Raw genomic sequence first — 21,962 nt, forward strand, 5'->3', positions numbered from 1 at the left:
TGCCTCCAAAATATAGCAAGTTTTTTTTATTATTTCCTACTGTGTAAAGGCATTAATACATGCATTAATTAGCCCAGAAGGAAATATCCCTAAAAATAAAAGAGATAAACAGTTTAATGAATAAATAATAGTCGATGACTTCGAGAAAAATACTTCAGAAGTTTCAGCAGGCTCATCAAAATACATGAACTTCACAATCCTAATATAATAGTAAGCGCCTACTACAGCAAAAATTAACCCTACTACAGCTACCCATGTCATACCAACATCAATCAACGCTTTTAAAACGAGTAATTTTGTAAAAAATCCTACTGTCGGAGGAACGCCAGCCATTGAAAACATAACTATTAACATCATAAATGCTAACCATGGATTACGCTTATTTAACCCTCTTAAATCATTGACTTCTTCAATCTCAAATCCACTCTTAGAAAGTAAAACAATAAAGCCGAACGCAGCAATCGTCATTAAAGAATATACAAGAATATAATATGTCGCTGCAGCATAACCTGCAGCACTACCAGCTAATATACCAAATAATGTGTAACCAACATGCGCAATGGCTGAATAAGCAAGCAGTCGCTTAATATTAGTTTGACTTACAGCAATTAAATTACCTATGGCTGTTGATAAAAGAGCCATGACTAAAATAATTTGCTGCCATTGTGGCGTTACATTAATTAAACCAATAGTTAATATCCTTAAAGCCATACCTAATGCAGCAATTTTAGGTGCAGAGCTAATAAATAAAGTTACTGAAGTTGGTGCACCTTGATAGACATCGGGGGCCCACATATGAAAAGGTACCGCAGCAAGCTTAAATCCTACGCCTACAATAATAAAAACCAGCGCAAAAGAAATAAGCATATTTTGCTGATTCCAATTCACAGCAATAGCATTTGCAATATCAAGTAAATCTAATCTACCTGTAGCGCCATAAAGAAGAGAAAAACCATAAAGTAGCATGCCTGAGGCTATTGCACCCATAATAAAATATTTTAAAGCAGCCTCTGCAGCATCACTGTTTGTTCTTCTTATAGCCGTCATGGCATAAAGTGGTAAAGATAATAATTCTAAGCCTAAATAGATAGTTAGTAAGGAATGAGCTGAAACAAGTACCATCATGCCTAGGGTTGAGAATAACCCAAGAATATAATAATCACCTGCTGGCATTTGACGTTCGTCAATGTAGGCGCTTGAATAAACAAAACAAATGAATGTACTAATTGCAATAAAAATCTTCATCAGCTGAGCAATGTCATCACTAATGAATAAGCCATTTAAGATGAGAACTTTAAAGTTTCCAAGCAACATAAAACTGCATAATGCAGCTAAAGTAAGCCCAATCAAACTAATAGATAACGTGATATTTTTATAATGGTCCCTAAAGAACAAATCGGCTAGCAAGGCAATAGATGCCGTAATTAAAATTATTATTTCGGGAAAAGCAAAATTAAGGTTATCAAGTAATGAAATCATGTAATTAACCTGCCATTATAATTTAGATTTATCAGCGTAAGCCAGTGTGTTACTGACAGATTGGTGCACATAGTTAAGTATCGGTTTTGGATAAATACCCATTGCTAGTACCATCAATGCCAGTAATACATAAGCGCTTAATTCAAAGCCAGATAGATCTCTTAGAGCAGCAACTTTTTCATTTGCTACTCTGCCAAATATCACTCTCTTGTACATCCATAAAGTATAAGCGGCACCAGTAATTAAGGTTGTTGCAGCCCAGAAAGCAATCCAAAAATTAGCCTTAATACTCCCAAGAATAATCATGAACTCACCTACAAAACCCGAAGTACCTGGTAAGCCTGCATTAGCCATAGCAAAAAGCATAAAAAACGAAGCAAAAACGGGCATTGTATTTACAATTCCACCAAAATCCTTTAATTGTCTGGTATGCATACGGTCATAAAGATATCCTACACCGGCAAACATAGCGCTTGACACAAAGGCATGTGAAATCATAACGACAATAGCACCTTCAAGAATTAAACCTGCATTAGCCAAACCTGCATGGTTAGCAATTGCATAGATAGCAAAACAGCCTAACGTAACAAATCCCATATGTGAAATAGAAGAATAAGCAATCAAGCGTTTCATATCTTGTTGAATAATGGCAATCAGCGCAATATATACAACGGCAATTAAAGATAAAGCGATCATGACAGGCGCAAAATAACGACATGCATCAGGTACGATAGGAAGGGCGAAGCGAATAAAACCATACCCACCTAATTTAAGTAGAATCGCTGCTAATACAATTGAGCCACCAGCTGGTGCTTCTGTGTGTGCATCAGGAAGCCACGTATGCACAGGAAACATAGGTATTTTAATTGCAAAACCAAGAAAAAAGGCAATAAAAATTAATGATTGAGCTGTCATCGTTAAGTTAGCAGCATAAAGCATTTCAATTTTAAAAGAACCTGCTTGAAATCCAAGGTAAATGAAAGAAGCAAGCATTAAAACCGAACCTAAAAAGGTATAGAGGAAAAATTTTATTGCCGCATAAACTCGATTATCAGAGCCCCAAATACCAATAATAAGATACATAGGAATGAGAGTTGCTTCAAAGAAAATGTAAAATACAATTGCGTCTGTTGCCGAAAATACCCCAACTAATAAACCTTGCATAATTAGAAACGCAGCTAAATATTGACCCACGCGTTTATGAATACTGTCCCATGTTGCTAAGATAACAATTAAATTAGTAAATACGCTAAGTACAATCATTAGCAAGGATAAACCATCAATACCAAGGCTATAGTTAATACCAAAAGCAGGCATCCAAGGTAATTCTTCAATATATTGCATACCAGCTAAATTTGGATCAAACCCAATGACTAGAGGGATACAAAGAATTAAAGTGAGCAAAATAGTAAACAATGCTAAAAAGCGAGAATTATTTGGGCTTTTATCATCACCAGTCAAAAATACAAATATTCCGCCAATAATAGGTAACCAGATTAATAAATTAAGCAAATAATGCATTTCCTCACCTTCTATTAGCCAAGTAATAACCAGCATAAAAAGACAAACAGACCCAATACCATTACTGTCGCGTAATGATATAGATACCCACTTTGTAGCGCTCGCCCTTTTCCAGCGGCCCAGCGTACCATACGACCCGTCCCATTAACAAAGAAGCCATCAATTAATGCTTGATCGCCGCCTCGATAAAATATACGACCTAGAGCTTTAGAACCACGTACAAAAACCCTATCGTTGAATGTATCAAATCCATATTTATTTAATAGCAATTTATAAACACCAGAAAATTTTCTTGCCAAAATGGCTGGTGTACTTGGAAAAGCAATATAACAAAGCCAAGCTAAGAAAATACCAGCTAAAGTTACCCAAAAAGTAAGTGTCAAAGGAGAATGAATAGCACTCATTAATGGTGATGTTACTTCATGCGCTAACTCAGCTAATACGTTATGTTCTGGTAAAACAAAAATTGATTTATCTAATAGAGCAGGTCTATCAAATAACATTGGCATGTATAATATATAACCAATAATGACTGATGGGATAGCCAGAAGAACTAATGGCACCCATACTACAACTGGTGATTCATGTAAATGTGACCATGTATGTTCATCCATCCGTGGCTTACCATGAAACGTCATAAACAAAGCTCGGAAAGTATAAAGCGCTGTAACCATAGCGCCTAGAGCAACACAAAAATAAGCGTAACGTGCGCCTGGTACAGTAGCCAATTTAGTTGCTTCAATAATGGTATCTTTAGAATAAAAACCTGCGAAAGGTGGAATAGCACATAAAGCTAAGCTGCCTATAATAAATGTTACATAAGTGATTGGCATTTTCCGCCATAAGCCCCCCATTTTACGCATATCTTGCTCATGGTGCATGCCAATAATAACTGAGCCTGCGCCTAAAAATAATAATGCTTTAAAGCAAGCATGAGTTAATAAATGGAATATACCAGCGCTATAGGCTGAGGCGCCCATAGCAACCATCATATAACCTAGTTGAGATAATGTTGAATAAGCAACAACTCGCTTAATATCATTCATCACAATTGCAAGAATTCCGGTAAAGAGAGCACCGGTTGCACCAATAACTAGAACAAAACTTAGCGCTGTATTAGAAAACTCGATCATAGGTGAGATACGAGCAATCATAAACACACCAGCGGTAACCATGGTTGCGGCATGAATGAGTGCAGAAATAGGTGTAGGACCTTCCATCGATTCAGGCAGCCAAACGTGCAATGGTACTTGAGCTGATTTACCCATCGCACCAATAAATAGCAGGATACAAATAACTGTAAGTAATGACCAATTATGTCCACTATAGAGCTGAATAGATTGGCCAGCTAAAAACTTAGCACTTCTAAAAACTGTTTCATAATCGATACTACCTGTATATGCTAAAATTAAGCCTATACCTAACACAAAACCAAAATCTCCAACACGGTTAACTAAGAAAGCCTTTAAATTACCCTCTATAGCTGATTCTTTTGTATACCAGAAACCAATCAGTAGATATGAGACTAAACCTACACCTTCCCAGCCAAAAAATAGTTGCAGAAAGTTGTTAGCTGTTACCAGCATTAACATCATAAAAGTAAATAATGAAATGTAGCTAAAAAAGCGTTGATAGCCATCATCATCAGCCATATAACCAATACTATATATATGTACCAGTAAGGATACAAATGTGACTACTACTAGCATCACAGAGGTTAGAGGGTCAATTAAAAAACCAATATTAAAGGTATAAGGGAAAAAAGCACCGCCACTTGCCCAAGTATAAAGATTAGTATTTAAATCACCAGCCCTACCAGAAAAAATTGCTGTCGCTACGATAAGAGATAAAATAAAAGAAATACCTACACCGGCAATAGTCACTGAATGAGCACCAACGCGCCCAATTTGGTTACGAAAAAAGCCAGCAATGATTGAGCCAATAAGCGGGGCAAGAACAAGTAAAAGACATAGTTGTTGAATATGCACGTTATTAACCTTTTAAATGATTCATTTTGTCGATATCAATGTTGCCACGATTTCTATAAAGCAACACAACAATAGCCAAACCAATTGCAGCTTCAGCAGCAGCAACAGTTAAAATAAAGAAGACGAAAACTTGCCCTGCTATCCCACCATAATAATGGGAAAAAGCAATAAAATTTGTATTGACTGCTAAAAGCATTAATTCAACGCAAACAAGAAGGAGAATAATATTTTTTCGATTTAGCATAATGCCAACTAAACTTAGTCCAAATAAAAGGGCAGCTAAGATTAGGTAATGATTAACTGGTATCATGAGTTTTCCTGCTACTTATTTTTCAGATTTTAGCGAAACAAGCTTAACTCTATCTTCAGCTCGAGTCATAATTTGTTTTTTAATATCTTGTCTTTTCGAACGTATAATACCACGGTGCGCTAATGTGATAGCTGAAATAATAGCAACTAATAAAAGAACCGCTGCTAACTCAAACGCTAAGACATAATCAGTATAAAGAACCATACCTATCTGTTCTGTATTTGACAATCTATTCTTCATTGCCTTCACATCCGCTATATCATGCAAATCCAAAGGCTGAGCTATGGGTACAGATGGCGCAACAGCTTGCGAGTACCATGTATCTGGTAAAGCAATTAGCAGCAATCCAACAAGGAGCGCAATTAAAATCATGCCAAATGGCAAATATCTAGCAAAGTGCGCCTTTAAAGATTCTGTATCAATATTTAACATCATCACGACGAACAAAAAGAGCGTCATAACTGCGCCTACGTAAACTAATACTAAGATTAACGCTAAAAATTCTGCTCTTAATAAAATCCACAGCACTGAACTTGCAAAAAATGTTAAAACAAGAAACAAAACACAACGAACAGGATTATTTTGCGTAATGACCATGATTGCAGAGAGTAAAGCAAGCGCTGCAAAGACGTAAAAAATTACTTGAACTAATAAATTTCCCATCATTACCCCATTATCGCCATTCTTTATCAGCTTCTCTATCGGAAGCCAGTCTTTTTTCCATCAAATCGCCAACTGCTAAGAGTTTTTCTTTTGTCATGATATTTTGGCCACGTTGGTTAATATGGTAATGCTGTATAGGTGTTAAAACGATTGAATCTACGGGACAGGATTCCTCACATAAGCCACAATAAATACATTTAAAGGCATCAATATCGTAGCGCGTTGTACGTCTTGAACCATCTGCACGTTCTTCCGACTCAATAGTGATAGCTAGTGCAGGACAAACCGCTTCACATAATTTGCAAGCTATACAGCGCTCCTCACCGTTGGGATAGCGTCTTAATGCTAACATATGCCCACGAAAACGGGGCGAAATTGGTGTTGCTTCTTCAGGAAATTGGATGGTAACTTTTTTCTTAAAAAAGTATTTTCCTGTTAATTTTAAGCCTGCCAATATATCTAGCAGTAGAAAGCTTCGAATATAATATCTTATGACTCGGTATATGTTTTTCATTAATTTACTCAGTTACTAATTAAACCACGGTTTTAGCTGTGCCAATACCATTAAAGCAGTAACAATAACCCATACAATAGTTACAGGAATTAAAACTTTCCAGCCCAAACGCATTAATTGATCATAACGATAGCGTGGGAGTGTGGCACGTACCCATAGATAAACAAATAGAAAAAATGAAATTTTTACCAACAACCACACAAAACCTGGTACAACATCGAAAATATCGCCTAAAATTGGAATACCTTCAAAAGGAGATAACCAGCCACCCAAGAACAGTAGTGAGATCACTGTTGAAATTAGTACCATACTTGCATATTCTGCTAAGAAGAAAATCATAAAGCCCATACCAGAATATTCAACATGGAAACCTGCTACAATTTCTGACTCTCCCTCTGCTAAATCAAATGGTGCACGGTTAGTCTCTGCAAGTGCTGCAATCCAAAATATAACAAAAAGAGGAAACAAAGGGATAAACCACCAATGCCAAATTCCACCTTTTTGAGAAAGAACGATATCAGTTAAATTCATACTACCAGCAGCAAGTAATACACCTACAAAAGCAAAGCCCATAGCAATTTCATAGGAAACTGTTTGTGCTGCACTACGTAGAGAACCAAACATTGCATATTTAGAATTCGATGCCCAACCGGCAATTAATACACCATAAACAGCCAAAGAGCTAAGTGTAAAGATAAGCAAGACACCAGCGTTTATATTGGATAAAACAAGTCCTTGACTAAAAGGTATCACTGCCCATCCAGCAAGTGCTGGCGCTAATGCAAATAAAGGAGCAATAATAAATAAATATTTATTAGACTTATTAGGAACTACGATTTCTTTGTGTATAAGTTTAATTAAATCAGCAAACGGTTGTAATAGCCCTTTTAGCCCAACACGATTAGGACCAATACGTGCTTGTATATAACCAATAACTTTACGCTCAGCATAAGTTAAATAGGCTACAACGAGCAATAATGGAACTACAATAACTAGGATCTTAATAATAATCCAAAGCAAAATGCTAATATCATGAAGCATGTTCTTACCTATTTAGCGCTTAATGGTGATTGCTGCAAATGAATGCCCTAAATCTAATGTCTCTGGTACTGCATTTACGACCCAGATTGCATCTAAAGCTATCCGCTCGTCGCGTTCAAGTGGCAATGTTATCTCAATATCTCCTTGAGAAACAGTAGCAACTTTATCTAATTGCAAACGATTAGCAGTTTCTGGGTGAATTCTAATACAAACAGGATCAGCGGCAGCACAATGCTGTAAAGCTTCTGCATTACGGACAATGTAATCTGTGCGATATAATGGCCATTCGCCAATTCGAACTAACTGCTGATTTAACACAGGTAAAGATTCAGGATAATAAGGTTGATATTTTATCTCACTCATCATATTTACATGTGTTTTAATCTCATCTAATACTTCCTCTGATGAAGTATATTCAAAACCTTCACAATCTAATAAATTTCCTAAAACTCTGAGTACTTTCCAAGCAGGCCTAGCCTGACCGAAAGGCTTACATACACCTTTAACTGATTGCCAAATATTGTCAATATTAATATAAGTTCCAGACGTTTCAGTATAAGGCGCTATGGGTAATATGACATTTGCATAATCCTTCATAGAATCATGACTAAACGCTGAGAGCATCACTACAAATTCAGCGCCTAACATTGATTGACGAGCGCCATAAGGATTAGCGAAATCAAAACCTGGCTCAAGTCCAAGTAAGAAATAACCTTTGAGCTTATTCTCTAGAGCTTTTTGAATATCAAAACCGGGATTATCTATTGTTTTACCTGCAGCACTTCGGTGTGGCAGCATACCCGCTAATTGGGCACCTGCAGTATTTGCTCCTGTAGTAAAACGAATTACCTTCACATTTGTTAATTGCTCTAAAGCATACACTAATGTTCTTATTAAAGCTGCATGCGGATGATTTTCAGCAGTTGCTCCTAAAACAATAACAGATTGTGGTTGTTTTAAGCCATTTGCAATTGCTCGTGATTTTTCACTAGGTTCAAGCCCAATTAATAACCGTTGTACTTCTTTTGAAAATTGTGAAATATCAGGTGAAATTGCCAGTAATAGTTGAGCAATTTGCTGAGGTATTTCTAAAGGAGAGACAATTTCTTTTGTATCTACAACAAAATGGTAATCATAATCAACTGAGTTAATTGCATAAATTTTTGCACCGTCTCGATAAGCCTTACGAATACGTGTACTAGCTAGAGGTACTTCTCGGTTAATGTTACAACCTATTAAAAGAATATGTGCTTGTTTTTCTAACTCGGCGTACGTTAATGTATTATTTACGATGATAGGTAAATAATCTTGATCGCTAAAGTCTGTTTGATGAATGCGATGGTCAAGGTTATTAACACCCAAAGAGCGCATTAATTTTTGTAATAAATAAAATTCTTCTAATGTTGCAGAAGGTGAGGCAAAAGCAGCGAATTGTTCTGCACCATATTGCTTTACAATGCGACTTATCCCTTCAGCTGTAAATTTTAAAGCAGTTGGCCAATCAACTTCTACCCATTGTCCATCTTTTTTAATTAATGGCTGTGCAGCCCGACCTGGCCCAATTAAACCTAAATAACTAAACCTATCTCTATCGGAAAGCCACATTTCATTAATTTGTTCATTTTCGCGTGGCACAGCCCGCATAAGTTGATTTCCATTTCGTACATGTAAATGAACATTTGATCCTAAGCAATCATGAGGCGCAACACTATCATACTGCACTAATTCCCAAGGGCGAGCAGTAAAACGATAGGGCTTAGAAGTTAGAGCGCCTACAGGACATAAATCAATAACATTTCCTGATACTTCTGAAGTCATACTATGATTTATAAAAGTACCAATTTGCGTTTTTTCACCACGCCCTAACGTACCAAGTTCACGAACACCCGCTATCTCAGTACCGAAACGCACACATCGAGTACAATGAATACAGCGAGTCATTTCAGTCGCAATTAAGGTTCCTAAGTCATCATCCACAACTGAGCGCTTGGACTCATCGTATTCAGAATTTGAATAGCCAAAGCCTAATGAAATATCTTGTAGCTCACACTCACCGCCTTGATCACAAATAGGACAGTCCAGCGGATGATTAATTAATAAAAATTCCATCACGGCTTTTTGAGAACGAACCGCTTCTTCTGATTTCGTAAACACCTTCATACCATCAGTAATTGGTGTAGCACAAGCCGGCACAGGTTTACGACCATTTTCGACTTCAACCAAACACATCCGACAATTTGCAGCTATTGATAACTTTTTATGATAGCAAAAACGAGGGATATAAATGCCTGCGTCATCGGCAACCTCTATAATCATTTTACCGTTTTCCGCGTCTAGCGTTTTTCCGTCAATTTCAATAGTAGCCATTTTTAAACCTTATCAATTATGCCGCAATCATTGAGCGCTTATGCTTGATGAAATAATCAAATTCATGATAGAAGTGTTTCACAAAGCTTTGCACAGGCCAAGCTGCTGCTTCTCCTAGTGCACAAATCGTACGGCCTTCAATCTTATTAGCAACATCAACTAATTTCTCAATATCTCCAGGCTCACCATGACCATGCCGGATACGATGAATTAAGCGTACCATCCAACCCGTACCCTCACGACAAGGCGTACATTGGCCACAGGATTCATCCATATAAAACTCAGAAATTCGATAAAGGGCATCAACCATGCAGGTTGTTTCATCCATAATAATTACGGCACCTGATCCTAATCCTGAACCTGCTTTTTGAATACTGTCATAATCCATATCGAGCTGCATCATAACATCACCTGGTAATACTTTCATGGATGTTCCACCAGGAATAACAGCTTTGATACGATTATTATTAAGCATGCCACCAGCTAGCTCTAATAAATCTTTGAACGGCGTGCCAAGTGGAATTTCAAAATTTCCAGGCTTATTGACATGACCACTAACACTAAAGCACTTAGTACCACCATTATTGGGCTTACCTAATTTTAAAAACCAGTCACCACCTTTTTCTAAAATAACCGGCACAGAAGCAAAAGTTTCAGTATTATTAATTGTTGTAGGTTTACCATATAACCCATAATTAGCAGGAAAAGGTGGCTTGAATCGGGGCATGCCTTTGCGGCCTTCAAGTGAGTTTAATAAAGCGGTTTCTTCTCCACATATATAAGCGCCAGCACCTAGATGGCTATACAAATCAAAGTCAATGCCACTACCAAGGATATTTTTGCCTAGTAATCCTGCATTATAGGCTTCTTTTAAAGCTTGCTCACAATGTTGAAATGGCAGCCAAAACTCGCCCCGAATATAATTATAACCAACTGTTGCACCCATAACATAACCAGCGATAGCCATGCCTTCTATTAATTGATGGGGATTATAAGTCAGAATATCTCTATCTTTGCAGGTACCCGGTTCACCCTCATCTGAATTACAAACAACATATTTTTGTACAGGTGCATTACGATTCATAAAGCTCCATTTAAGCCCAGTTGGGAATCCTGCACCACCTCTTCCCCGTAGGGCAGAAGTTTTTAGCTCATCAATAATTTGCTGAGGCGGCGTCTGTTCAGCTAAAATACGTCGCCATGAACTATATCCGCCTAAACTTTCGTAAGACTTTAATGTCCACGGTTCTTTAAGATGAAGCGTTCGGTAACACACTTGATTTAGTTGAATCATTGCTACGACCTCACTCACGAATATTGTTCTAAAACTTGATCAATTTTATCTTTGGTCAAGTTTTCGTGATAATCCTTGTTCACTTGCATCATAGGGGCATTGATACATGCACCTAAACACTCGACTGAACGAATAGTAAAACGCCCATCAGCTGTAACTTGACCTAGATTTACCCCAAGTTTTTGCTGTAAATAGTCAACTACTTCTGCTGAACCTCGTAATTGGCATGAAATATTGGTACATACATTGACTATATTTCTAGCTGTAGGTTTATGCTCATACATTGTATAGAAAGTTGATACTTCATATACAGCAATTGCAGGCATATCTAAATAATCAGCAACAGCGTCCATTAATTCAGACGTTAAATAACCATATTGATCTTGTACAATATGTAAGGCACTCATAACCGCAGATTGTTTTTGATCTGGAGGATATTTTGCTATCCAACTATCAATTTCTGCTATTCGCTCAGGCGTTAAAAATTGACAAAGTAGTTTTGCTGAATTCTGAGACATATTTTAACCTTAAAAATATTTAACCTTGCAATTGACGAACAGCCAATATAAAACACTACAGTTAATTTTCAGTTTCTTTATTATTGAACAAATCCTAGCGCTAAAACGTAATGCAATTCTTTATAGTTATATTTCAAGAATGTAGTAGCTTTGAGTACGTGCCAAATTAATTATTTTTAATAATTTATTATTAACTTGGAAGCTAGTTTTGTCGCTTTAATTCTAAGTTTAAAATAGACCCGTATATTAATTACCGGTCTATCTCCCCAAATACAATATCTTGACTTGCCAAAATTGCCACACCATCTGCTAACATATGGCCTTTAACCATTTCATCATAACTTGATAAATGAGCAAAACCTGGCGCACGAATTTTTATTCTATAAGGCTTATTCGCCCCATCTGATACCAAATAGATACCAAACTCGCCTTTGGGCGCTTCCACAGCTGCATAAACTTCACCTCGTGGCAAACAAAAACCTTCGGTAAAAAGTTTAAAATGATGAATTAAGGCTTCCATATCATGTTTCATCTCAGCGCGTTTTGGCGATGTTATCTTATGATCATTAATTCTTACAGGCCCGGGATTTGCTTTCAGCCATTCTATGCATTGACGAATAATACGATTAGATTGACGCATTTCTTCTACGCGAACTAAATATCTATCATAGCAATCGCCTGTTTTTCCTACTGGAATATCAAACTCCATTTGATCATAAGCAGCATAAGGCTGCTTCTTACGTAAATCCCACGCAATACCTGATGCACGTAGCATTGGGCCTGTAAAACCCCATTGCAACGCATCCTCTGGTGAAACAACGCCTATATCAACTGTACGTTGTTTCCAGATGCGATTATCAGTAAGGAGCGTTTCATATTCATCTACTCGCTTAGGGAAGCGCTCTGTGAAGGCCCAGAGAAAATCTAGTAAACTGCCTTCTCTATCCTGATTCATTTTGTCCACTTCTCGATCATTATGCCAGCGAGAAGGTTTATATTTTGGCATACTATCAGGTAAGTCCCGAGCAACGCCACCTGGACGATAATATTTAGCATGCATACGTGCCCCTGATACGGCCTCATAACAGTCAAATAAATCTTCTCGCTCACGAAAACAATATAAAAAAACTGTCATTGCACCAATATCAAGCGCATTAGCACCCACCCAAAGCAAATGATTTAATATACGTGTTACTTCGTCATACATTGTGCGAATGTACTTAGCACGAATGGGTGGCTCAATCCCTAGAAGTTTTTCAATTGCTAAAATATAACCATGTTCATTACACATCATGGATACATAATCAAGGCGATCCATATAACCAATATTTTGAAGGTACGGTTTGGTTTCGGCCAATTTTTCGGTGGCACGATGTAATAAACCGATATGAGGATCAGCTCTTACTATCGTTTCGCCTTCAAGCTCTAATACTAATCGTAGAACGCCATGTGCAGCCGGATGTTGTGGTCCAAAATTGAGTGTATAATTTTTAAGTTCAATCATTAACCACCCCTTTTACATCAAAATAGCGATTATCATTACGTATTACTTTAGGAACAAGGACACGAGGCTCTAAATCCACTGGCTCATAAATTACTTTTTGGGTAGCAGCATCATAACGCATCTGCACATGGCCACTTAGTGGAAAATCCTTTCTAAAAGGATGACCAATAAAACCATAATCAGTAAGAAGACGTCTTAAATCTGGATGATTTTCAAATAAAATACCATATAAATCATAAGCCTCACGCTCAAACCAATTTGCACCTTTCCATAAGTCATGTACGGATGGAACAATTAAATGATGTTCCTCTACAAAGGTTTTAACTCGAATGCGATGATTAAGCTTTGTCGACAATAAATGATAAACTACAGCAAATCGAGGTTTATCCATTATATAGGCTCTGGACTCATGTCGCTCAACGCCCCGCGAAAAACCATACTCTGTTGCTTCTTGGGTTTCCCAATCATATAAACCATAATGTAGATAATCTACGCCACAAAGATCCATAAGCTGATCGCAAGCAAATAATTCATTGGTTTTTAGGGCATTTAAAACGAATTTGAGATTAGCTATCTCAACGTCTAATGTAATTTCACCAAACTCAGTATTAACTAAGGCTAATTTGCCATTTAATTCTTTTTTAATACTTTCCGTTAAAGCTGCTAATTTTGTCATCTGATTTTACTGTCCTAATCTAAACTTCAATCACAGATTTATGCTTAATTTTGTTCTGAAGCTGGATTATGCCATATAAAAGCGCTTCAGCTGTAGGAGGACAGCCAGGCACATATACATCTACAGGTACAATCCGATCACAACCACGGACCACTGAATAAGAATAATGATAATAGCCACCACCATTAGCACAAGAGCCCATCGAAACAACCCATCTGGGTTCTGGCATCTGATCATAAACTTTACGTAACGCAGGTGCCATTTTATTGCATAGCGTTCCTGCAACGATCATCACATCAGATTGCCGGGGACTAGGCCTAAAAATGATGCCAAAGCGATCTAAATCATAACGAGAAGCGCCAACGTGCATCATTTCAACAGCACAACATGCTAAACCAAACGTCATTGGCCACATTGAACCACTACGCGCCCACCCTACTAATTGGTCAATTGAGGTAGTGATAAAGCCTTTTTTTTGCAATTCTGCAACCGCCATAGAAGCCTCTAGAAAAATCTTATTCCGTAACTATGCTCACTCTAAAAATATGGGTTTCGAAGCCAGCTCATTTAGTTTTAAACTATGCTTTACTTGCATAAATGTTGCAGTTTATAAGCAATTAAAAGAGGATGCAAATACAGTTAACTAAGTATAAAGCCAAAGAAACGATTTCGAAAGGTGTCTATTCCCACTCAAGAGCACCCCGCTTCCATTCATATATAAAGCCTATTACCAATAAGCCTAAGAAAATCATCATTGCCGCAAAACCAAACCAGCCAATCTTTCTTAAGACTAAAGCCCAAGGAAAGAAGAAAGCTGTTTCTAAGTCAAATATAATAAATAGTATAGCAACTAAATAAAATCTTACATCAAAAGGAATGTGGGAACTCTCAAAAGCATTGAATCCACATTCGTAAGGAGCATTTTTAGCTGAGTCTGGAGCATGCTTAGAAAGCAAAGCCCCAGCTGAAAATAAGGCTACGCCTAGACCTATGGCGATAACAATAAAAACAAGTACTGGCAAATATTGTGATAGCATAGTTTCATTTCGCTTAAGATTGGTGCCGAAGGCCGGACTCGAACCGGCACAGCTTTACGCCACCGCCCCCTCAAGACGGCGTGTCTACCAATTCCACCACTTCGGCAAATAATTATTGTTTTCCTTTGCTGCTATCAACCGGTACAGGAATTTTAGTCTCCGGTACACTGGTTTGTTGAGGTATTGCTTGTTGCGTCGCTTTTTGATATTGCGTTGAAACAAGGTAAGATAAAGTCAAACTTGTTATGAAAAAAGTCAGCGCCAATCCACCTGTCAATTTAAACAAAAAGCTACCAGTTCCTTGGCTTCCAAAAACAGTATTTGAGGCCCCTGATCCAAAGGCTGCACCTATATCGGCACCTTTACCATGTTGTATGAGTACAAGGCCAATTAAAGCAATTGCTACTAATACGTGAATCATTAAAATTAGCTGATACATTTAATAATTTCCACAAACTGCTGTGCATTAAGGGATGCACCGCCAATCAATCCACCATCAACATCAGGCATTGCAAATAACGCTTTTGCATTTTTTTCATTAACACTTCCGCCGTATAACAGAGGAACTGTATTTGCATCATCTTTGCTAAATTCAGCAATAATGGACCTGATAGTCAAATGTGCCATTTGAACTTGTTCAGGAGAAGCAGTATGGCCTGTGCCTATGGCCCAAACAGGTTCATACGCAACAACACAATGGCTAAAAGCATGTCTATTATTTATTGCTATTGCTTGTAACTGGGTAGCTAATACTTGCTCTGTTTTACCCTCGTCACGCTCTTTTAGCGTTTCTCCCACACACAAGACCGGTATCATACCATGATCTTTAACATGGTGGAATTTATCTGCAATAAATTTTTCATCTTCACCAAATAAAACTCGCCGTTCAGAATGCCCTACTAAAACATACTCACAAGCATAGTCTTTCAACATTGGCCCAGATAACTCACCTGTATAGGCTCCTGCATCTTTTGGGTATACATTTTGTGCACCCCATTTAATATTACTTTTACTTAAAGTACTATTTATTACAGGTAAATAAATAGCCGGAGGTATAACAATACACTCTGTAGCTAATGGATTTGGTAATAGCTCTACTAAGTCACGTAGTAGCGACTCAATTGACGCTAATTGGCCATTCATTTTCCAATTACCAGCTACAATTTTTTTCCTCATTTATACTCCATAATAAACGGCCGCAAATATACCTTAAAGATTAAGCATGCGTCAATCATATGATTTGTATAATACATAAATTAAATTCACCTGTATTTTAAGAAAATAAGAAATTAAAAGTGAGATAAATAGTTAAGCTTTAAATAGTAAATTTTTAGCGAAGGAAAGTTATAGCAATAATGAATTTATATTAAAAATGTATTTTAGGCTACTAAAAGCGAATATTAGAAAGTACTGAAGTAACTATTCTTGCAGTAGCCCATTAATTATTAATACTCAATTTAATAGCTATTAATTATCTAAATCGATTTGCATAATATTATCTCTTAATTGCTCGGCATAATTCGTTACCAGTTCTTTATCTTCACCTTCAACCATTACCCTTAATAAGGGCTCTGTGCCCGAAGGGCGTAAGAGTACTCGGCCTTTTTGCTCCAGTTTTTCCGTCAACGTATCAACTAAATCGACCACTTGTTTATTTTTTGCTAGAGTTAACGCATTAGGTGTTTTAATGTTTAAAAGCACTTGTGGGTATAATTCAATTCCCTGTGTAAGTTCTTCTAATGTTTTACCGTGCATAATCATACAAGCTAAAACTTGTAATGCAGCAATAATACCATCTCCTGTCGTCGTCTTATCCAAGCATACAATATGACCTGAAGATTCACCGCCGATCTGCCACTTCATATCTCTAAGTGTTTCTAAAACATAACGATCGCCAACGTTAACACGCTTAAAAGGAATATCTAGAGCAGATATAGCCCTTTCTAAGCCATAATTACTCATTAGGGTGCCAACCACACCACCTTGTAGTACGCCTCGCTGTTGTCTATCCCGAGCTAAAATATATAAAATTTGATCACCATCAACTACGTTTCCGACAGCATCAATTAAAATGACCCTATCTCCGTCACCATCAAGAGCGATACCTAAATCAGCGCCATGGTGTAAAACTTGTTGTCTTAGTTCAGCCGGCGCAGTTGAACCACATCGCTGATTAATATTAAGCCCGTCAGGTTCGTTATAAATAGCAATCACCTCAGCGCCTAATTCATTAAAAACATTAGGCGCAATATGATAAGTGGCACCATTAGCGCAATCGACTACGAGCTTAATGCCAGTTAAACGTGTTAGTGAAGATATGGATGACTTACAAAATTCAATATAACGTCCCGGCGCGTCACTAATACGTTTTGCTTTACCTAATTGACTAGAAGAAACAATTTCTAATGGCTTATCTATTTCTTCTTCAATAGCCTGCTCGATATGGTCAGGTAATTTACTGCCATCTGCTGAGAAAAATTTAATACCATTATCTTCATATAAATTATGTGATGCACTAATAACAATACCTGCATCAGCTCGCAAGGTTTGAGTTAAATAAGCTACAGCTGGTGTAGGCATAGGGCCTAATAAATTAACATCTACTCCGGCAGCTGATAAACCAGCTTCTAAAGCAGACTCCAGCATATAGCCTGAAATACGCGTATCTTTACCAATAATGATTTTATTGCGATAACCATTTGAAAGTATACGGCCTACAGCCCAGCCTAATTTTAATACGAATTCAGGATTAATATTTGATATCCCTACTTGCCCACGAATACCATCGGTACCAAAATATTTACGTTGGCTCATTCCTGCTTACCTTTTAAATTATTATTAACCTGCATAATTGCATTTAACATAACTAATGCTTGTTTTGTTTCAGTTACATCATGCGTCCTGATTATATTTACACCATTTAAACTGGCAACTATGTTTAAAGTGGTACCCCCAATTAACCGCTCATCAACATTTTTATTTAAAATAGCTCCTATTGTGCTTTTTCGAGACACACCTAACATGATAGGTAAGTTATGTCGTTTAAATTGGCTTAAATCTTTAACTAAACATAAGTTATGCTCAACAGTTTTACTAAAGCCAAAGCCGGGATCAATTATGATATTGTGGCGTTGAATACCCGCTTCTAGACAACGCTCAATTTCTTTTTGAAAAAATAAATTAACTTCAGCAATAATGTCTTTATAGCTTATTGGTAAAGCTTGCATAGTTTCTGGTATTCCTTTCATATGCATTAAACATACAGGAACGTGTAATTTAGCTATTAGATTAAGCGCATCTTTATCTCTTAAAGCTGTTATATCGTTAACTAAATCAGCGCCTACCTCTATAGCTGCTTGCATAACAGCAGCCTTTGTTGTATCTACAGAAATACAACAGTCTGTTTCATGGCGTAATCGCTTAATAAGGGGAATGACGCGGGCTATTTCTTCATCAACACTAATAGGTTTTGCGCCAGGCCTTGAGGATTCACCTCCAATATCCAAAATATCAACACCCTCAGCCAATAATTTCTGCGCGTGTGTAAAGGCATGCTCTAAATCTAAATAGCGTCCTCCATCAGAAAAGGAATCAGGTGTTACATTAATGATCCCCATAATCAAAGGCGACTGATACTGATTCGTTTTTAAATTTAATTGCTGACGCCAGCTACTAAATTGCTGATTATTCATTAATAACCTTTATTTGGAATTAGAACTTAAAAGTTAAAAGTCAAACTCATATAAATTGAAGTTTTAAAAAGTATTAGAATTATTACTAAAACTCTTATACCTCAGAAGTATTTTATAAATTTAATTAAAGGTAAATCTCCGCCTAATGGCGGAGAAAATCTTAAAGAAAGATCAATCAATGTTCCTCAGCTGGACGATCTACTGGCTTACCATTAATGACTTTGGTATCAGATTTAGGTGTATTATCTGAATCAAAAGACTTTAATGCTTCCCAATCATCAGGAGGAGAAGGTGGTTTACCTGCCATAATTTCATTAATTTGCTTAGTATCAATTGTTTCATATTTAATGAGTGCTTCAGCCATTAAATGTAGAATATCCATTTTAGCCACCAGAATATCTTTGGCACGCTGATAATTTCTAGTAATAATGTTATTAACTTCTTCATCAATTAACTGCGCAGTTTTATCAGAAATTTCTTTGTTATGATTTACACTACGACCTAAGAAGACTTCACCTTCTTCTTCACCAAAGGTCAATGGGCCTAAATCTGATAAACCCCAACTAGTTACCATCTTACGAGCAATTTCTGTAGAACGCATAATATCATTTGATGCACCTGTAGTAACATTTTCAGCACCAAAAATTAGTTCTTCTGCAATACGACCACCAAATAGACTAGATAATTGACTTTCTAAACGTCGTTTACTATGGCTATAACGATCTTGCTCAGGTAAAAACATAGTAACACCAAGCGCACGGCCACGAGGAATAATAGTCACCTTATAAACGGGATCATGTTCTGGAACAGATAAGCCAACAATAGCATGACCTGCTTCATGATAGGCAGTTAATTTCTTCTCATTTTCATCCATGACCATTGAGCGACGTTCCGCACCCATCATGATTTTATCTTTAGCTTTATCAAGTTCTAACATACCAACTTTACGTTTATTAGAGCGTGCTGCAAATAGGGCTGCTTCATTAACTAAATTAGCTAAATCAGCGCCTGAAAAGCCTGGTGTACCCCGTGCTATAGGCAATACTTCAACTTGCTTATCAATAGGTACTTTGCCTAAATGAACTTTAAGAATTTGTTCCCTACCACGTATATCAGGTAGTGGTACAACTACTTGACGGTCAAAACGGCCTGGACGTAGGAGAGCAGGATCAAGAACATCTGGTCTATTTGTTGCAGCTACGACAATAACACCGTCATTACCTTCAAAGCCATCCATTTCGACAAGTAACTGATTAAGTGTTTGCTCGCGTTCATCATGACCACCCCCAAGGCCCGCGCCTCGATGTCTTCCTACCGCGTCAATCTCATCAATAAAGATGATACAGGGGGCTTGTTTTTTTGCTTGTTCAAACATATCGCGTACGCGCGACGCGCCTACCCCGACAAACATTTCCACAAAGTCTGAGCCAGAAATGGTAAAGAAAGGAACCTTTGCCTCACCCGCTACTGCTTTAGCTAAAAGGGTTTTACCAGTACCTGGTGGCCCTACTAATAACACACCACGTGGAATACGGCCACCTAAGTTTTGAAATTTGCTCGGATCGCGTAGAAAATCAACTAATTCTTTAACTTCTTCTTTTGCCTCATCGACACCTGCTACATCAGCAAAAGTAACCTTAACTTGATCTTCACCTAATAGACGTGCGCGCGAACGACCAAAAGACATAGCGCCTCGGCCACCCCCACCTTGCATTTGTCGCATGAAAAAAATCCAAACGCCAATAAGCAACAGCATAGGGAACCAATTTACAAATAAATGTAATAAGAAACTTTCTTGCGGTTTTTCCTGTCCACTTACTTCAACCTTATTTTGTAATAATTGTCCTAATAACGCATTATCTTGCATAGGCATATAGGTTACAAAACGTTGATTATTTTTTGTCGTTCCCCGAATCACCTTATTATCTTCAACGGTAACAGAATTAATCATACCTTGATCAATTTCTGTCAAAAATTGGCTGTAGGGAATTTTTTCTGTTGTGCCATGGCGAGGTCCAAAATTACTAAACACAGACACTAGCACGATAGCTATAACAAGCCACAAAAATAAATTTTTTACCATGTCGTTCAAAACATTAACCTCGATATGTGCGAATTTCTACGCTAAGCAATAAAGTTACTATAAATTATAGCCCTTCGCCAGCATATAGGTTTCATGCGAGCGTGAGCGTGATGCTAAAGGTTTACGAATAACTACCTTATTAAATTGTTGACGGGCTAATTTAATAAGGTTATCGAACCCAGCACCATGAAAGATCTTTATTAACATAGCACCACCTGGTTTAAGCATTATATCCCCAAAATCAAAAGCTAACTCGGCTAAATACATTGCTCTTGGAATATCAACTATCCTTGCTCCACTCATATTTGGGGCCATATCTGATAAAAGCAAGTCTAAACCTCTTTTGGGTATCAAATTTATTAATTGTTGAAAGACATTTTCTTCTCTAAAGTCACCTTGAATAAAATTGACACCAGGTAATTCAGCCATAGGTAATAAATCTAAAGCAACAATTGTTCCATTTCCATTTAATTTTTGGGTAACGAATTGGGTCCAACCACCTGGAGCTGCACCTAAATCTACAATAGTCATTCCTGGCTTAATAATATTTTCTCTTTCATCAATTTCTTTTAACTTGTAAACAGCGCGGCTCCGATAGCCCTCCGCCTGCGCCTTTTTAACAAAAACATCATCAAAGTGCTCCTTTAACCAGCGGTTACTACTTTTCGAACGAGGCATACGGAACAGAAAATATTAACTTATTCTTATAATACTCAAATTTACTACCGTTTCCCAGCAAAACGTGCAATAATTTAACATTTAAATGAGATTTCATTGTGGATAGTACATTTAGACAAACTCTTAAAGCTAAAGCCCATCATTTAAGACCTGTCGTTTTACTGGGTGCCAAAGGTTTAACTACGGCTATTGTTGAAGAAACAGATATTGCTTTAAATGCTCACGAATTAATTAAAGTTAAAATTAATGGCGCAGAAAGAGAGGACCGGCAGAAAATGGCTACTAAACTTTGCCAGCAATTAAATGCAGAGCTTGTTCAGCTGATTGGCAATACTGTCATTATGTATCGGCAAAAAATTGACGACTAGCCAAAATTATTAATATCAATTCTTAATAAAAAAATAAAATATATCTCCAAAGGCAAATTCTGGACAAGAATTGCTTAAAATCTTCATTAAAACAAGGCAAAATACTCAAATTAGACCTACTAGCTCTGCGCTTTTGCATTATTTTGCCTGAATCTCTTTGATTTTTTTGTTTTTTAACCCACTTTTATCTCGAATTCGCGTTTTAATTAGCTTATTAAACTGATGTAGT

Annotated in this window: 21 protein-coding genes and 1 tRNA gene; 1 reads left to right on the forward strand and 21 read right to left on the reverse strand. The window is 37.2% G+C overall.

Features of this window, described 5'->3' with window-relative positions; translation table 11 throughout:
• Positions 1–36 precede the first annotated feature (36 nt).
• The 21 genes from nuoN to rlmE all read right to left on the reverse strand — a co-directional run bounded on the left by nuoN (position 37) and on the right by rlmE (position 21,365).
• Positions 37–1,479 carry an NADH-quinone oxidoreductase subunit NuoN gene (nuoN, locus tag DYH30_RS14245; RefSeq protein ID WP_115332282.1) on the reverse strand — a complete coding sequence of 481 codons (1,443 nt, stop codon included), beginning with the start codon at positions 1,477–1,479 and terminating at the stop codon, positions 37–39.
• A 15-nt stretch (positions 1,480–1,494) separates the two neighbouring features.
• Complete coding sequence (locus DYH30_RS14250; protein WP_115332599.1) at positions 1,495–3,000, reverse strand: NADH-quinone oxidoreductase subunit M; 1,506 nt, start codon at positions 2,998–3,000, stop codon at positions 1,495–1,497.
• 14 nt (positions 3,001–3,014) lie between these two features.
• Positions 3,015–4,988: an NADH-quinone oxidoreductase subunit L gene (gene nuoL / locus DYH30_RS14255; RefSeq protein WP_115332283.1), complete on the reverse strand. Its 1,974-nt coding sequence runs from the start codon at positions 4,986–4,988 to the stop codon at positions 3,015–3,017.
• A 4-nt stretch (positions 4,989–4,992) separates the two neighbouring features.
• The gene (nuoK, locus tag DYH30_RS14260; RefSeq protein ID WP_115332284.1) at positions 4,993–5,298 is read right to left on the reverse strand and encodes an NADH-quinone oxidoreductase subunit NuoK; all 306 of its coding nucleotides are present in this window, start codon (positions 5,296–5,298) and stop codon (positions 4,993–4,995) included.
• Positions 5,299–5,313: 15 nt separating this feature from the next.
• Entirely contained in the window at positions 5,314–5,961 is a 648-nt protein-coding gene (locus DYH30_RS14265) for an NADH-quinone oxidoreductase subunit J (protein WP_115332285.1), read from the reverse strand.
• A 10-nt stretch (positions 5,962–5,971) separates the two neighbouring features.
• Positions 5,972–6,475: an NADH-quinone oxidoreductase subunit NuoI gene (gene nuoI, locus DYH30_RS14270; protein ID WP_115332286.1), complete on the reverse strand. Its 504-nt coding sequence runs from the start codon at positions 6,473–6,475 to the stop codon at positions 5,972–5,974.
• 15 nt (positions 6,476–6,490) lie between these two features.
• A complete protein-coding gene (nuoH, locus tag DYH30_RS14275; RefSeq protein ID WP_115332287.1) occupies positions 6,491–7,516 on the reverse strand; it encodes an NADH-quinone oxidoreductase subunit NuoH in 1,026 nt (341 codons plus the stop codon).
• A 12-nt stretch (positions 7,517–7,528) separates the two neighbouring features.
• Positions 7,529–9,883 carry an NADH-quinone oxidoreductase subunit NuoG gene (nuoG, locus tag DYH30_RS14280; RefSeq protein ID WP_115332288.1) on the reverse strand — a complete coding sequence of 785 codons (2,355 nt, stop codon included), beginning with the start codon at positions 9,881–9,883 and terminating at the stop codon, positions 7,529–7,531.
• Positions 9,884–9,899: 16 nt separating this feature from the next.
• Positions 9,900–11,177 carry an NADH-quinone oxidoreductase subunit NuoF gene (gene nuoF, locus DYH30_RS14285; RefSeq protein ID WP_115332600.1) on the reverse strand — a complete coding sequence of 426 codons (1,278 nt, stop codon included), beginning with the start codon at positions 11,175–11,177 and terminating at the stop codon, positions 9,900–9,902.
• Positions 11,178–11,191: 14 nt separating this feature from the next.
• Complete coding sequence (nuoE, locus tag DYH30_RS14290; RefSeq protein ID WP_115332289.1) at positions 11,192–11,695, reverse strand: NADH-quinone oxidoreductase subunit NuoE; 504 nt, start codon at positions 11,693–11,695, stop codon at positions 11,192–11,194.
• Between the two features lie 250 nt (positions 11,696–11,945).
• Positions 11,946–13,199 (reverse strand): NADH-quinone oxidoreductase subunit D, encoded by a 1,254-nt coding sequence (locus DYH30_RS14295; protein WP_115332290.1) that lies wholly within the window; start codon positions 13,197–13,199, stop codon positions 11,946–11,948.
• Positions 13,192–13,875, reverse strand: a complete 684-nt coding sequence (locus DYH30_RS14300; protein WP_115332291.1) for an NADH-quinone oxidoreductase subunit C — start codon at positions 13,873–13,875, stop codon at positions 13,192–13,194. The genes DYH30_RS14295 and DYH30_RS14300 overlap by 8 nt, the downstream gene beginning before the upstream one ends.
• A 19-nt stretch (positions 13,876–13,894) precedes the next feature.
• The gene (locus DYH30_RS14305; protein ID WP_115332292.1) at positions 13,895–14,371 is read right to left on the reverse strand and encodes a NuoB/complex I 20 kDa subunit family protein; all 477 of its coding nucleotides are present in this window, start codon (positions 14,369–14,371) and stop codon (positions 13,895–13,897) included.
• Between the two features lie 184 nt (positions 14,372–14,555).
• Complete coding sequence (locus tag DYH30_RS14310; protein ID WP_115332293.1) at positions 14,556–14,912, reverse strand: NADH-quinone oxidoreductase subunit A; 357 nt, start codon at positions 14,910–14,912, stop codon at positions 14,556–14,558.
• Between the two features lie 20 nt (positions 14,913–14,932).
• Positions 14,933–15,018, reverse strand: a tRNA-Leu gene (locus tag DYH30_RS14315).
• Between the two features lie 6 nt (positions 15,019–15,024).
• Positions 15,025–15,351 carry a preprotein translocase subunit SecG gene (gene secG, locus DYH30_RS14320; protein WP_115332294.1) on the reverse strand — a complete coding sequence of 109 codons (327 nt, stop codon included), beginning with the start codon at positions 15,349–15,351 and terminating at the stop codon, positions 15,025–15,027.
• The gene (gene tpiA, locus DYH30_RS14325) at positions 15,339–16,088 is read right to left on the reverse strand and encodes a triose-phosphate isomerase (RefSeq protein ID WP_115332295.1); all 750 of its coding nucleotides are present in this window, start codon (positions 16,086–16,088) and stop codon (positions 15,339–15,341) included. The genes secG and tpiA overlap by 13 nt, the downstream gene beginning before the upstream one ends.
• Before the next feature lie 291 nt (positions 16,089–16,379).
• The gene (glmM, locus tag DYH30_RS14330) at positions 16,380–17,726 is read right to left on the reverse strand and encodes a phosphoglucosamine mutase (RefSeq protein WP_115332296.1); all 1,347 of its coding nucleotides are present in this window, start codon (positions 17,724–17,726) and stop codon (positions 16,380–16,382) included.
• The gene (folP, locus tag DYH30_RS14335; protein WP_115332297.1) at positions 17,723–18,604 is read right to left on the reverse strand and encodes a dihydropteroate synthase; all 882 of its coding nucleotides are present in this window, start codon (positions 18,602–18,604) and stop codon (positions 17,723–17,725) included. Before folP ends, glmM begins: the two co-directional genes overlap by 4 nt.
• A 175-nt stretch (positions 18,605–18,779) precedes the next feature.
• The gene (ftsH, locus tag DYH30_RS14340) at positions 18,780–20,687 is read right to left on the reverse strand and encodes an ATP-dependent zinc metalloprotease FtsH (protein ID WP_165482137.1); all 1,908 of its coding nucleotides are present in this window, start codon (positions 20,685–20,687) and stop codon (positions 18,780–18,782) included.
• A 57-nt stretch (positions 20,688–20,744) separates the two neighbouring features.
• A complete protein-coding gene (rlmE, locus tag DYH30_RS14345; RefSeq protein WP_115332299.1) occupies positions 20,745–21,365 on the reverse strand; it encodes a 23S rRNA (uridine(2552)-2'-O)-methyltransferase RlmE in 621 nt (206 codons plus the stop codon).
• A 98-nt stretch (positions 21,366–21,463) separates the two neighbouring features.
• Here rlmE and yhbY point away from each other — a divergent pair, with 98 nt between their 5' ends.
• Positions 21,464–21,733 carry a ribosome assembly RNA-binding protein YhbY gene (gene yhbY / locus DYH30_RS14350; RefSeq protein WP_115332300.1) on the forward strand — a complete coding sequence of 90 codons (270 nt, stop codon included), beginning with the start codon at positions 21,464–21,466 and terminating at the stop codon, positions 21,731–21,733.
• Positions 21,734–21,962 lie beyond the last annotated feature (229 nt).

The organism is Legionella busanensis (assembly GCF_900461525.1).
Lineage (GTDB): Bacteria > Pseudomonadota > Gammaproteobacteria > Legionellales > Legionellaceae > Legionella_C > Legionella_C busanensis.

Coding starts and splice junctions, on each gene's coding strand:
- nuoK (WP_115332284.1), bottom strand. CDS start 5,298: ATGATACCAGTTAATCATTACCTAATCTTAGCTGCCCTTTTATTTGGA.
- rlmE (WP_115332299.1), bottom strand. CDS start 21,365: ATGCCTCGTTCGAAAAGTAGTAACCGCTGGTTAAAGGAGCACTTTGAT.
- DYH30_RS14250 (WP_115332599.1), bottom strand. CDS start 3,000: ATGCATTATTTGCTTAATTTATTAATCTGGTTACCTATTATTGGCGGA.
- nuoI (WP_115332286.1), bottom strand. CDS start 6,475: ATGAAAAACATATACCGAGTCATAAGATATTATATTCGAAGCTTTCTA.
- DYH30_RS14265 (WP_115332285.1), bottom strand. CDS start 5,961: ATGGGAAATTTATTAGTTCAAGTAATTTTTTACGTCTTTGCAGCGCTT.
- tpiA (WP_115332295.1), bottom strand. CDS start 16,088: ATGAGGAAAAAAATTGTAGCTGGTAATTGGAAAATGAATGGCCAATTA.
- DYH30_RS14310 (WP_115332293.1), bottom strand. CDS start 14,912: ATGCTATCACAATATTTGCCAGTACTTGTTTTTATTGTTATCGCCATA.
- glmM (WP_115332296.1), bottom strand. CDS start 17,726: ATGAGCCAACGTAAATATTTTGGTACCGATGGTATTCGTGGGCAAGTA.
- DYH30_RS14300 (WP_115332291.1), bottom strand. CDS start 13,875: ATGACAAAATTAGCAGCTTTAACGGAAAGTATTAAAAAAGAATTAAAT.
- secG (WP_115332294.1), bottom strand. CDS start 15,351: ATGTATCAGCTAATTTTAATGATTCACGTATTAGTAGCAATTGCTTTA.
- DYH30_RS14295 (WP_115332290.1), bottom strand. CDS start 13,199: ATGATTGAACTTAAAAATTATACACTCAATTTTGGACCACAACATCCG.
- folP (WP_115332297.1), bottom strand. CDS start 18,604: ATGAATAATCAGCAATTTAGTAGCTGGCGTCAGCAATTAAATTTAAAA.
- nuoG (WP_115332288.1), bottom strand. CDS start 9,883: ATGGCTACTATTGAAATTGACGGAAAAACGCTAGACGCGGAAAACGGT.
- DYH30_RS14305 (WP_115332292.1), bottom strand. CDS start 14,371: ATGGCGGTTGCAGAATTGCAAAAAAAAGGCTTTATCACTACCTCAATT.
- nuoF (WP_115332600.1), bottom strand. CDS start 11,177: ATGATTCAACTAAATCAAGTGTGTTACCGAACGCTTCATCTTAAAGAA.
- nuoE (WP_115332289.1), bottom strand. CDS start 11,695: ATGTCTCAGAATTCAGCAAAACTACTTTGTCAATTTTTAACGCCTGAG.
- nuoH (WP_115332287.1), bottom strand. CDS start 7,516: ATGCTTCATGATATTAGCATTTTGCTTTGGATTATTATTAAGATCCTA.
- ftsH (WP_165482137.1), bottom strand. CDS start 20,687: ATGGTAAAAAATTTATTTTTGTGGCTTGTTATAGCTATCGTGCTAGTG.
- nuoN (WP_115332282.1), bottom strand. CDS start 1,479: ATGATTTCATTACTTGATAACCTTAATTTTGCTTTTCCCGAAATAATA.